The following is an 11,333-nucleotide window of genomic DNA, read 5'->3' as shown; positions in this document are numbered from 1 at the left end:
GCGGCCGCGCTGGCCAGCACCGCCAGCCCCAGCGCCCCGCCCATCATGAAAGCGGTGTTGACCACGCCCGACGCAATGCCCGACTCGCCGGGCGCCACATCACTCATGGCCGCCAGCAGCAACGGGTTGAAGGCCATGCCCGCACCCAGCCCGAGCAGCAGCATGCCCGGCAACACGTCGGTCACGAACTGGCCGCCCACCGGCGCGCGCGCAAACAGCGCCAGGCCCAGCGCCGCCAGCAGCAGTCCCGCGGCCAGCGGCAGGCGGATGCCGAAACGCATGACGATGCGGGCCGACAGCCCCAGCGAAAACGCGGCCATGATCAGATTGGCCGGCAGAAAGCCCAGCCCGACCTGCAGCGCGGTGTAACCCAGCACCAGCTGCATGTAGAGCGCGGAAATGAAGAACCAGGCAAACATGGCGGCGGCCCACAACACGCCAACGATGTTGGCGACCGCCACATTGCGCTGGAGAAACAGGCCCAGCGGCACCAGCGGCGCCGGAACACGCAATTCGATGGCCAGGAACACCGCCATCAACACGGCGGCAACGGCGAGCAACCCGAGTGTTTGCAGCGAGGTCCAGCCGGCCTCGTTGCCGTTGACGATGGCATACACCGCCAGCATCAGCGCCGTGGTCACGGTGACCGCACCACCGACATCCAGCCGTGCACCGGCGGCCTGGCCGCGTTCGCCGGGCAGCAGCACCAGGCACAGGGCAAACACCGCCACCCCGATCGGCAGGTTGACGAGAAAGATCCAGTGCCAGTTGAAGGCATCGGTCAGCACGCCGCCCAGCAGCACGCCGATGCTGCCGCCGCCGGCACAGACAAAGCCGTAGACACCCATGGCCCTGGCACGTTCGCCCGGCTCGGTGAACAGATTCATGATGAGTGACAGCGCAATGGCGGACACCACCGCGCCACCCAGGCCCTGCACGGCACGCGCCACAATCAGCAGCCATTGCGAATTGGCCAGGCCGCAGGCCAGTGACGCCAGTGTGAACAGCACCAGGCCTGCCAAAAACAGCCGGCGCTGGCCATACAGGTCACCGAGCCGCCCGCCCAGCAGCAGAAAACCGCCAAACGTGAGCATGTAGGCGTTGACGACCCAGACCAGCGAGGTCTCCGAGAAAGCCAGGTCGGTGCGGATCGACGGCAGGGCCACATTCACGATGGTGGTGTCGAGCACGATCATCAGCACCCCAAGGCATAGCACAGTGAGCGCCCACCATCGTTTGCGGCTGTCCATCGCGGCACTCATGCACACCTCCAGGAAACGCCGGACGCCGGCAAGGCGGGCTGGTCGGAAAAACGCGGGAGAGGCAGGTCCATGGTTCTGCTTTCAAGGCAAAGGGGCCAACGGAGGGCGGGTAAGAGACAACCCCTGTTTATTGTGTACGGCGTACACAAAAGCATACCAAAGATCATGAACAGCGTCCACATCACGGCAGCTCGCCTGGGCTGATGCCTGGAGTTGTGCGTGATTGCTCTATTTTTGATAGCTGACTGCGCCCACGTGGAAAGGGCTGAAGGCACTTTTTTCATTCATGTGACAACAGGGGCTGGCGCCGACGCCAGCGCAGCTGTCGGCTTGCACTGACAGCGGGCGGGGTCCGCGACTGATGAGGGCCGGTGCTGCCGGCGCCTAAGGTGGTTGTTGAATCCATCCACGCCACTTACCGATTTACCTACTTACGGAGTCCGCATGACCACCAACTCTTCCGACCAGCAAACCCTGTGGGACCTGATCAAGGACATCAAATTCGGGATGCTGACGCACCGCCACACCGACGGCATGCTGCACAGCCACCCGCTGACCACGCAGAACAAGTCCGCCGATGAAGGCTCGCGCCTGTATTTCTTCGTTTCGCGCAACAGCGAAATCGCCCGCCGCCTGCAGCAGGACAACAACGTCAACGTGTCGTATGCCGACCCCGGTCAGGACAGCTATGTGTCGCTGTCGGGCCAGGGCGCGGTTGTCGAAGATGGCGCCAAAAAGGCAGCGCTCTGGTCGCCGATGGCCAAGGCCTGGTTTGACGGCCCCACCGATCCGGATCTGGCGCTGCTCGAAGTCAACATCCGTCACGCCGAATACTGGGACGTGAAGGAAAGCAAGATGGTGCAGCTGGCCAAGATGGCCAAGGCCGCGCTGACCGGCGAGCCGCCAGCCAACCTGGGCGAGCACAAAGAGCTGACGCTGTCCTGAAGCACCGGTTGCACGACATGCCACTTCTCTGCTTCAACAAGGCGACAGACCCTTCCGCACCCGACGACCTGCGGATCAACCCGGCCGCCGTGCTGTACGTCGAAGCGTCACGGCCGGATCTGATCGGTCAGACCACCATCCACCTGCTGGGTGAGGGCACCAGCGTCAATGCGGTCACGCAGTCCACCGCCACGGTGGTCAGCGCCATCGGCGGCCTGATCAGCGCGAAACGCCACTACCTCGCGCCGCCGCCCGACGACGGGGCCAGCACGGTGTATCTCGCGCCCATCAATATCAGCCATGTCCGGCCCAACCTGCCCGCCTCGCCAGACTTCTGGTACGTGCGTTTCATCGATGGTTCGGAGCTGCGCATCGTCGATCCGCTGCCGGCCGGGCTGTAAACAAAAAAGCCCTGCAGCCTGGCTGCAGGGCTCGGGTGCACTGCCTTCGCGGGCGGTGCGTGACGGGGATCAGTTGCCCCAGTCGGAATGTTTTTCGCAGGTCTTGTTGGTGGACTTGCCCTTGGCGGTTTCAGCGAACTTGGCCAGGCTGCCCTTGAAGTCCTCTGGTGTCTCATTCCACATGCAGGTGCAGAACGCCTGCGCCTTGGATTGGCCCTTCACCGGGCTCTTTTCGTTGCCGCCTTCGTAATTCTTGTTGGAATAGCTGATGCAGGCTGCATATTGCTTGTCGCCCGCCGGAGGGGCGTTGTAGTCGTCCACGGCCAGGGCGACGGTGCCAGCGCACAGCAGCGCAGCCGACACCAGAAATTTGAGACTGTTTTTCATTGTTGGGTCCGTTGTAGGCAAAAAGAGTTTTGCGTTTTAATTGTAACGATTGAAACAATTTTTAACACTCTTGAGCCTGCTACCGGCATTACGTCACTGAATAAAAAAAGCCCCGGGACCGAAGTCCCGGGGCTCGCTGCTGCAGTCAGTGCAGCGGAGGGGATCAGGCTGGCACGCTGTCTTTCACGGTGTCGGCCATGTCGGTGTAGTCCTTGACCTGGTCGAAGTTCAGGTACTGGTAGACCTCGGCGCTGGCGGCGGTCAGCACACCCATGTCGGCCATGTATTCGGCCTTGGTCGGGATGCGGCCCAGCTTGGAGCAGATCGCCGCCAGTTCGGCAGAACCCAGGTACACGTTGGAGTTTTTACCCAGGCGGTTCGGGAAGTTGCGCGTCGAGGTCGAGAACACGGTTGCGCCCTCTTTCACCTGCGCCTGGTTGCCCATGCACAGGCTGCAGCCCGGCATTTCCATGCGCGCACCGGCCGAACCCAGCACACCGTAGTGGCCTTCTTCGGTCAGCTGCTTGGCATCCATCTTGGTCGGCGGCGCCATCCACAGCTTGACCGGAATGTCGCGCTTGTTCTCGAGCAGCTTGGAGGCGGCGCGAAAATGGCCGATGTTGGTCATGCAGCTGCCGATGAACACTTCATCGATCTTGCTGCCAGCCACTTCGCTGAGGGTCTTCACGTCGTCCGGATCATTCGGGCAGGCCACGATGGGTTCGTGGATGTCGGCCAGGTCAATCTCGATCACGGCGGTGTATTCCGCATCGGCGTCGGCCTTGAGCAGTTGCGGGTCGGCCAGCCAGGCTTCCATGGCGGCGATGCGGCGCTTGATGGTGCGCACGTCCGAGTAACCCGAAGCAATCATCCATTTCAGCATCGTGATGTTGCTGGTGATGTACTCGATGATGGGTTCCTTGTTCAGGTGCACCGTGCAGCCGCCGGCGGAACGCTCGGCCGAGGCATCGCTGAGTTCAAACGCCTGCTCAACCTTCAGATCGGGCAAGCCTTCGATTTCCAGGATGCGGCCCGAGAAGATGTTCTTCTTGCCCTGTTTGGCCACCGTCAGCAGGCCGGCCTTGATGGCGTAGAGCGGAATCGCGTTGACCAGGTCGCGCAAGGTGATACCAGGCTGCATCTCGCCCTTGAAACGCACCAGCACCGACTCGGGCATGTCCAGCGGCATCACACCGGTGGCGGCGCCAAAGGCGACCAGGCCGGAGCCTGCAGGGAAGCTGATGCCGATGGGGAAACGCGTGTGGCTGTCGCCGCCGGTGCCGACGGTATCGGGCAGCAGCATGCGGTTGAGCCAGCTGTGGATGATACCGTCGCCTGGACGCAGCGGAATGCCGCCGCGGTCGCTCATGAACTCGGGCAGCTCGTGGTGCATCTTCACATCGACCGGCTTGGGATAGGCGGCGGTGTGGCAGAAGGACTGCATCACCAGGTCGGCAGAAAAGCCCAGGCAGGCCAGGTCTTTCAGCTCGTCGCGTGTCATCGGGCCGGTGGTGTCCTGGGAACCCACGGACGTCATCTTCGGCTCGCAATAGGTACCGGGACGTACGCCCTGGCCTTCCGGCAGGCCGACCGCGCGACCGACCATTTTCTGTGCCAGCGTGAAGCCACGCTCGCTGGCGACAGGCGCCTGCGGCAGGCGGAACAGGGTCGAGACCGGCAGGCCCAGCGCCCAGCGTGCCTTGGCCGTCAGGCCGCGGCCCACGATCAGCGGAATGCGGCCACCGGCGCGCACTTCGTCAAACAGCACCTCGCTCTTGAGCTTGAACTCGGCAATCACCTTGCCGTCTTTGAGCGCCTTGCCTTCGTAGGGACGCAGCTCGATCACGTCGCCCATGGCCATCTGGCTCACATCGAGCTCGATCGGCAGCGCGCCGGAGTCTTCCATGGTGTTGTAGAAAATCGGGGCAATTTTGCTGCCCAGGCAGACGCCGCCGAAACGTTTGTTCGGCACGTAAGGAATGTCCTGGCCGGTGAACCAGAGCACCGAATTGGTGGCCGACTTGCGGGAAGAACCGGTACCGACCACGTCGCCGACGTAAGCCACCAGGTTGCCCTTGGCCTTGAGTTCCTCGATGAACTTGACCGGGCCGCGTTTGCCGTCTTCTTCCGGCGTGACGCCGGGGCGGGCATTCTTGTGCATGGCCAGCGCATGCAGCGGAATGTCGGGACGGCTCCAGGCGTCGGGTGCGGGTGACAGGTCGTCGGTGTTGATCTCGCCAGCCACCTTGAACACGGTCAGCTTGATGGACTCCGGCACTTCGGGCCGGCTGGTGAACCACTCGGCATCGGCCCAGCTCTGCAGCACGGCCTTGGCGTATTTGTTGCCCTTGTCGGCCTTTTCCTTGACGTCGTGGAACTGGTCGAACATCAGCAGCGTGTTTTTCAGGCCGCTGGCGGCCTGGGTCGCGACGCTGTCTTCGGCGTCGTCGAGCAAATCGATCATCGGGCTGATGTTGTAGCCGCCCAGCATGGTGCCCAGCAGCTGCGTGGCTTTTTCGCGCGAGATCAGCGAACACTTCTCGGTGCCATGCGCCACGGCGGCGAGGTAGCTGGCCTTGACCTTGGCCGCGTCATCAACACCGGCCGGCACGCGGTGCGTGATCAGCTCGACCAGAAAGGCTTCTTCGCCTTTTGGAGGATTCTTGAGCAACTCGATGACTTCACCCGTCTGTTTGGCAGACAGGGGCAGCGGCGGAATGCCGAGTGCGGCGCGCTCGGCCACGTGGTTGCGATAGGTTTGTATGAACTCGGGCATCATGGTTTTTTTCTCCTGTACTCAAAAAATTTCAAAGCAGCGCGCGCCGGTGCCAGTCTGGTGTTATTCGGCCTTCGCGGGCGGCAGGGCCGGTTGAGCAGAACCCGTGCCAGCTAGCGCGGGAACCGGCTTGGCTGCAGGCAATGGCTCCAGAATGCTCACCGGGGGGTTTTTCTTCATCTCGTCGGCAAAGGTCAGCTGTGCCGGGCTCATGCATTCGTCGGCCAGACGCTGGCCCTGCTTCTGGCTCATCAGCATGGACTTGTTGCCCAGCTGCAGCCACATCGCGCCGGCACGGCCGTCTTCCAGGCGGATGGCGCCAGTGCGGCTGCCAACGGGATGCATGCGGAAACGCGTTTTGCCGGTTTGCACCAGGAAGAAGCCCGGGCGCTTGTCGCTCGGCGTGATGGTGACGGAAGCACCCAGTTCGCAGGGGATGGTTCCGACATAAACCCTTTTGGCGACTTCCAGGTCTTCCGGCGTCAGCGTGACATTCGGGTCATCGTCGATGGGCGTCATTTCCTCGACCACCTTGGCGGCCGAGCGCCTGATGGGCGCGCGTTTGGCGGCCTGCTCCGGCTGTGCGGTGGCAGCTTTGGCCGCGGGTTTGGACGCAGGTTTGGGTGCGGCCGTCTGTGCCAGCAACAGGGCGGGGGCGGCAAGCACCAGGGCAGAAAGAACAATGCGTTTCATGGGGTTTCCTTTGGAAAAAAGGTCGTCAATCAATTGAGCAACTATTGAAGCGCGGCAGGAAAATATGCCTGCGCCTCAGGCGGTAAAACGCGGCCGGTCCGGTGTGCCCGCTCCAGCACCTGCCAGAAAAAGCGGTAACTGGCGCGGTCGTGCAGCTGGCCGTCAAAACTGATGGGCGCCCAATCGGCACGGGCGCCAGCAGCTATTATTTTTGTAGCGCCTTCGATCTCGCCTTCGCTGGGCGCAAACGCCTCCAGGATGGGGCGGATCTGGGCCGGGTGAATGCTCCACATGCGGGTGTAGCCAAATTCGCGGGCGGCTTTTTGCGCAGCCGCCTTCATGGCCGCAGTGTCACTGAATTCCGTGACAACGCAGTGCGAAGGGACTTTGCCATGGGCATGGCAGGCGGAAGCGATCTCGAGCTTGGCGCGCACCACCAGCGGGTGCGTGAACTGCCCCCGGCTGCCCATGGCTTCGCCGGGAATGGCGCCGCCGTGGCTGGAAACAAAATCCATCAATCCGAAGCTGATCGACTGCACGCGCGGATGCGCGGCAATCTCGAAGGCCCGATGCACCGCGGCAGGCGACTCAAGCAATACATGCAGGGGAACGCCGGTCTGCGCCACCGCGGCCAGCGCGGCGACGGCACGCTCGACGTCCTCCACAGACTCGACCTTGGGCACCATGATGTGGCTCAGGCGGTGGCCCACCTTGCCGGCGATGGTCGCCATGTCCATCTCGAACGCCGGGTGGTCCACCGCATGGACCCGGACGGCGACCCGCGCCTTGTTGCCGGCCAGCGCCACCAGTGCCACCACCAGCGCGGCATGGTCGGCCTCGCCACCCACGGGGGCACCGTCTTCGCAATCGAGCGTGACGTCAAAAACGCAGGTGCCGAATTCCTCGGTCATCTCCGCCTGCAACTGCAGGCTTTTGCGCATCCGCGCCTCGACGCCGCTGTAGTGGTCGCAGACCGGCAGAAAACCGGTTTGCGCCTGGGCACCAAGCAGAACGTCGCGGGGATGTGTCACTGCAGTGTGCTTCTGCGCGATCAGAGGAGGTGCTTGACGCCGTCCTGCTCGCCCTTGAGCTCGTCCAGGGTCTTGTTGATGCGTTCCTGGCTGAAGGCGTCGATCTCCAGACCCTCGACCAGTTTGTACTCGCCACCTTCGCAGGTGACGGGGAAGCCGAACATGATGTCCTTCGGAATGCCGTATTGGCCGTCGGAAGGAATGCCCATGGTGACCCATTTGCCGTTGGTGCCCAGCGCCCAGTCGCGCATGTGGTCGATGGCCGCATTGGCGGCCGAGGCGGCCGAAGACGAACCGCGGGCTTCGATGATGGCGGCGCCGCGTTTGCCGACGGTCGGCAGGAACACGTTGGCGTTCCATTCCTGGTCGTTGATCATCTTGGCGACGCTTTCGCCCTTGATGGTGGCAAAGCGGTAGTCGGCGTACATCGTGGGGGAATGGTTGCCCCAGACAGTGAGTTTTTCGATGTCCGCCACGGCCTTGCCGGTTTTGGCAGCAAGCTGGCTGGCAGCGCGGTTGTGGTCCAGGCGCAGCATGGCGGTGAAGTTCTTGCGTGGCAGGTCTGGCGCGCTTTTCATCGCAATGTAGGCATTGGTGTTGGCGGGGTTGCCGACCACCAGCACCTTGACGTTGCGGCTGGCCACGGCGTTGAGCGCCTTGCCCTGGGCGGTGAAGATGGCGCCGTTGACGGCCAGCAGTTCGGCACGCTCCATGCCGGGGCCACGCGGACGCGAGCCGACCAGCAGCGCGTAGTCGGCATCCTTGAAGGCCTTCATCGGATCGTCATAGGCTTCCATGCCGGCCAGCAGCGGGAAGGCGCAATCGTCAAGCTCCATCATCACGCCCTTGAGCGCCTTTTGCGGGCCTTCCACCGGCACTTCCAGCAGTTGCAGGATGACCGGCTGGTCCTTGCCCAGCATTTCGCCGGAAGCGATGCGGAACAACAGTGCGTAACCGATTTGACCAGCGGCCCCTGTAACGGCAACACGGACGGGTTTTTTGCTCATGATGGAGAACTCCAGGAAGGTTGAAAATCGGTTGAAGGGGTAACGATGAAGTAATGAAGTGTTTTGCGCAGCCTGAGGCGCCCCGGACGCATGTGACATACATCACACGGAGCAAAGCCTTGCGATCGACTCAGCCCAAGATTTTACGCTGGAAAACCCGGAGGCGTCAATTTGTCTTATGTCTTATATAAGATATGATTGGACGCTTCCTCACCCCCTCTTCCATGGCCGCCCTCCCTCCCCCATCCGCCGATGATTTTGCAGGTGCCACGCCGGCCTTCAGCCCGTTGTACCAGCAGATCAAGGGCCTGATCCTGCAAAGCCTGCAATCGGGCGAGTGGAAGCCGGGCGAAGCCATTCCCTCCGAGATGGACCTGGCCGCCCGCTACCGCGTGAGCCAGGGCACGGTGCGCAAGGCCATCGACGAACTCGCCGCCGACAACCTGGTGGTGCGGCGCCAGGGCAAGGGCACGTTTGTGGCCACCCACGCCGAGCAGCATGTGCAGTTCCGCTTCCTCAAACTGGTGCCCGACAGCGGCACGCCCGGCAGCGAAGGCCCGGCCCAGCGCGACATCATCGACTGCCGGCGCGTGCGCGCCAGCGCCGACATTGCCCGCGCGCTCGCGCTGCGTACCGGCGACGCAGTGCTGCAGGCCCGCCGCGTGCTGAGTTTTGCCGGCACGCCGACGATCCTGGAAGACCTCTGGTTGCCGGCCGCCCCGTTCAAGGGCCTGACCGCCGAGCGCCTGGCCGACTACCACGGCCCGATGTACGCGCTGTTTGAGACCGAGTTCAATGTGCGCATGGTTCGCGCCGAAGAAAAAATCCGCGCCGAGGCCGCCACCGACGGGCGCGAGCTGCTCCTTAACGTGCCGCAGGGCACGCCGCTGCTGAGCGTGGAGCGCATCGCCTACACCTACAACGATGTGCCGATGGAATTGCGGCGCGGTTATTACCGCACCGACACCCACTACTACCGCAACAGCCTGAGCTGAAAGCCGCCATGGGTTTCAAGGGCAACAAGGCGTCACTGCCCAGCAAGACCTGCCTGGCCTGCGGCCGCCAGATGAGCTGGCGCAAAAGCTGGGCGAAAAACTGGGACGAGGTGAAATACTGCTCCCAGGCCTGCCGCGCCAACAAACCAGCAACAGGAAAGCCGGCGGCAGTAGCCGACCAAACATAAACCGTATTGCACCGCGGGGCATTGACGCCCCCCCGCTTTGCGGACAATCGGGGCCATGCGCCCTGCTTCCTGCCGCCACCTGATCCTGATCCTGGGCGACCAGCTCGACGAAGACTCTGCGGCCTTTGACGGTCTGGACCCGGCGCAGGACGTCGTGCTGATGATCGAAGCACGGGAAGAGTCCACCCATGTCTGGTCACACAAGGCGCGCACGGTGCTGTTCCTCTCGGCCATGCGTCACTTCGCCGACACGCTCCGGCAGCGCGGCTGGCGGGTGGCCTACCGCTCCATCGATACGGAAGGTGACGCCACCCTCACCGACGGCCTGCGTGCTGCCCTTGACCTGTACCGGCCTGAACGCGTCATCGGCGTGGAACCGGGCGATCTGCGGGTGCGCGGACAGATGGACAGCGCTCTTGCCTCCATCGCGAACCTGCCGGCCGCCGCCGGGAATGGACCGTTGAGTCCCTTGATGGAATGGCGCGAGGACCGCCATTTCATGTGCACACCGCCGCAGTTCCGCCGCTGGGCCGGCCCCTCGGCCAGCCTGCGCATGGAGTTTTTCTACCGCAAGATGCGTCAGCAGCACCAGGTGCTGATGGACGACGGACAGCCGGCCGGCGGGCAATGGAACTACGACGCCGACAACCGCAAGGGCTTTGGCCGGTCCGGTCCGCAGAACGTGCCCCGCCCCATCGTGTTCGCGCAGGACAACATCACCCGGGACGTGATTGACCTGGTCGAGCGGCTGTTCACTGGCCACCCCGGCGACCTGCAACGTTTCAACTGGCCAGTGACGCGCGCGCAGGCGCTGGTAGCCCTGAACGATTTCATCAGCCACCGCCTGCCCCACTTCGGCGCCCACCAGGACGCGATGTGGACCGGGCTGGACTTTGGCTGGCACGCGCTGCTGTCGAGTTCACTCAACCTCAAGCTGCTCAACCCGCTGGAGGTGGTGCGCGCCGCGGAACAGGCCTACCGGTCGCGCGGACTGGAGCTGGCCAGCGTGGAAGGGTTCATCCGGCAGGTGCTGGGCTGGCGCGAATTCATCCGCGGCGTGTACTTCCTGGACATGCCTGGCCTCAAGACCGCCAACCACTTCGGCCACGACCGGCCCCTGCCCGCCTGGTACTGGACCGGCGAGACCCGGATGAACTGCATGCACCAGTGCATCAGCCAGACGCTGGCCAACGGCTACTCGCACCACATCCAGCGCCTGATGGTCACCGGCATGTTTGGCGTGACGGCGCAGATCCAGCCGCAGCAGCTGTGCGACTGGTACCTGGCCGTTTACGTGGATGCGGTGGAATGGGTGGAGCTGCCCAACACCGCCGGCATGGCGCTGTTTGCCAACGGCGGGCGTTTTACCTCCAAGCCCTATGTGGCCAGCGGCGCTTACGTCAAACGCATGAGCAACTATTGCGATGGCTGCCATTACGAGCCCGCCACGCGGACAGGCCCCAGGGCCTGCCCCATGACCACGCTGTACTGGAATTTTCTCGACCGGCACGAAACGGCGCTGGCCGCCAACCCGCGGACGGTGCTGATGACCAAACACCTGCAACGCATGGCGCCGCAGGAGAGGCAGCAACTGCGCGCGCAGGCGCAAGACATGCTGGCCGGACTGGATAGTCTGTAATGTTCGCGT

11 protein-coding genes are annotated in these 11,333 nt (G+C 63.5%); 5 read left to right on the top strand and 6 right to left on the bottom strand.

Translation table 11 applies throughout. The features are described 5' to 3' along the window. A partial coding sequence (locus tag AAG813_RS15615) for a DHA2 family efflux MFS transporter permease subunit (RefSeq protein ID WP_341916593.1) occupies nucleotides 1-1,262 on the bottom strand: 1,262 nt, incomplete at its 3' end. A 444-nt stretch (nucleotides 1,263-1,706) separates the two neighbouring features. On the opposite strand from AAG813_RS15615, the gene AAG813_RS15610 reads away from it, so the two are divergent. Beyond that, nucleotides 1,707-2,207, top strand: a complete 501-nt coding sequence (locus tag AAG813_RS15610; RefSeq protein WP_341916592.1) for a pyridoxamine 5'-phosphate oxidase family protein — start codon at nucleotides 1,707-1,709, stop codon at nucleotides 2,205-2,207. 17 nt (nucleotides 2,208-2,224) lie between these two features. Further along, nucleotides 2,225-2,608, top strand: a complete 384-nt coding sequence (locus AAG813_RS15605) for a hypothetical protein (RefSeq protein WP_341916591.1) — start codon at nucleotides 2,225-2,227, stop codon at nucleotides 2,606-2,608. Between the two features lie 69 nt (nucleotides 2,609-2,677). On the opposite strand, the gene AAG813_RS15600 is transcribed toward AAG813_RS15605, so the two are convergent. From AAG813_RS15600 to AAG813_RS15580, 5 genes are all read right to left on the bottom strand, one after another. Then, nucleotides 2,678-2,995 (bottom strand): hypothetical protein, encoded by a 318-nt coding sequence (locus AAG813_RS15600; protein WP_341916590.1) that lies wholly within the window; start codon nucleotides 2,993-2,995, stop codon nucleotides 2,678-2,680. A gap of 163 nt (nucleotides 2,996-3,158) precedes the next feature. Beyond that, nucleotides 3,159-5,774: a bifunctional aconitate hydratase 2/2-methylisocitrate dehydratase gene (locus tag AAG813_RS15595; RefSeq protein WP_341916589.1), complete on the bottom strand. Its 2,616-nt coding sequence runs from the start codon at nucleotides 5,772-5,774 to the stop codon at nucleotides 3,159-3,161. 60 nt (nucleotides 5,775-5,834) lie between these two features. Continuing rightward, nucleotides 5,835-6,464 (bottom strand): hypothetical protein, encoded by a 630-nt coding sequence (locus tag AAG813_RS15590; protein ID WP_341916588.1) that lies wholly within the window; start codon nucleotides 6,462-6,464, stop codon nucleotides 5,835-5,837. Nucleotides 6,465-6,505: 41 nt separating this feature from the next. Next, nucleotides 6,506-7,495: an aldolase/citrate lyase family protein gene (locus tag AAG813_RS15585; RefSeq protein WP_341916587.1), complete on the bottom strand. Its 990-nt coding sequence runs from the start codon at nucleotides 7,493-7,495 to the stop codon at nucleotides 6,506-6,508. Nucleotides 7,496-7,515: 20 nt separating this feature from the next. After that, nucleotides 7,516-8,502, bottom strand: coding sequence for a malate dehydrogenase (locus tag AAG813_RS15580; RefSeq protein ID WP_341916586.1), 987 nt, complete (start codon nucleotides 8,500-8,502; stop codon nucleotides 7,516-7,518). A gap of 224 nt (nucleotides 8,503-8,726) precedes the next feature. Here AAG813_RS15580 and AAG813_RS15575 point away from each other — a divergent pair, with 224 nt between their 5' ends. From AAG813_RS15575 to AAG813_RS15565, 3 genes are read left to right on the top strand one after another with little or no spacing between them, the layout of a single operon-like run. Beyond that, nucleotides 8,727-9,497 (top strand): GntR family transcriptional regulator, encoded by a 771-nt coding sequence (locus AAG813_RS15575; RefSeq protein ID WP_341916585.1) that lies wholly within the window; start codon nucleotides 8,727-8,729, stop codon nucleotides 9,495-9,497. Nucleotides 9,498-9,505: 8 nt separating this feature from the next. After that, on the top strand, nucleotides 9,506-9,685 hold the full coding sequence (locus tag AAG813_RS15570) for a DUF2256 domain-containing protein (protein WP_341916584.1): 180 nt from the start codon (nucleotides 9,506-9,508) through the stop codon (nucleotides 9,683-9,685). A 55-nt stretch (nucleotides 9,686-9,740) separates the two neighbouring features. Further along, nucleotides 9,741-11,324 carry a cryptochrome/photolyase family protein gene (locus AAG813_RS15565; RefSeq protein ID WP_341916583.1) on the top strand — a complete coding sequence of 528 codons (1,584 nt, stop codon included), beginning with the start codon at nucleotides 9,741-9,743 and terminating at the stop codon, nucleotides 11,322-11,324. Nucleotides 11,325-11,333 lie beyond the last annotated feature (9 nt).

The organism is Polaromonas sp. YR568 (assembly GCF_943371715.1).
Classification (GTDB): Bacteria; Pseudomonadota; Gammaproteobacteria; order Burkholderiales; family Burkholderiaceae_C; genus Polaromonas.
Note: the sequence above shows the minus strand (reverse complement) of the source record. Positions and strands in the feature narration are given on the sequence as shown.

Bases quoted from the DNA above. Each gene is read 5' to 3' on its own strand.
- AAG813_RS15610 (WP_341916592.1), top strand. From the start codon at position 1,707: ATGACCACCAACTCTTCCGACCAGCAAACCCTGTGGGACCTGATCAAG.
- AAG813_RS15605 (WP_341916591.1), top strand. From the start codon at position 2,225: ATGCCACTTCTCTGCTTCAACAAGGCGACAGACCCTTCCGCACCCGAC.
- AAG813_RS15600 (WP_341916590.1), bottom strand. From the start codon at position 2,995: ATGAAAAACAGTCTCAAATTTCTGGTGTCGGCTGCGCTGCTGTGCGCT.
- AAG813_RS15595 (WP_341916589.1), bottom strand. From the start codon at position 5,774: ATGATGCCCGAGTTCATACAAACCTATCGCAACCACGTGGCCGAGCGC.
- AAG813_RS15590 (WP_341916588.1), bottom strand. From the start codon at position 6,464: ATGAAACGCATTGTTCTTTCTGCCCTGGTGCTTGCCGCCCCCGCCCTG.
- AAG813_RS15580 (WP_341916586.1), bottom strand. From the start codon at position 8,502: ATGAGCAAAAAACCCGTCCGTGTTGCCGTTACAGGGGCCGCTGGTCAA.
- AAG813_RS15575 (WP_341916585.1), top strand. From the start codon at position 8,727: ATGGCCGCCCTCCCTCCCCCATCCGCCGATGATTTTGCAGGTGCCACG.
- AAG813_RS15570 (WP_341916584.1), top strand. From the start codon at position 9,506: ATGGGTTTCAAGGGCAACAAGGCGTCACTGCCCAGCAAGACCTGCCTG.
- AAG813_RS15565 (WP_341916583.1), top strand. From the start codon at position 9,741: ATGCGCCCTGCTTCCTGCCGCCACCTGATCCTGATCCTGGGCGACCAG.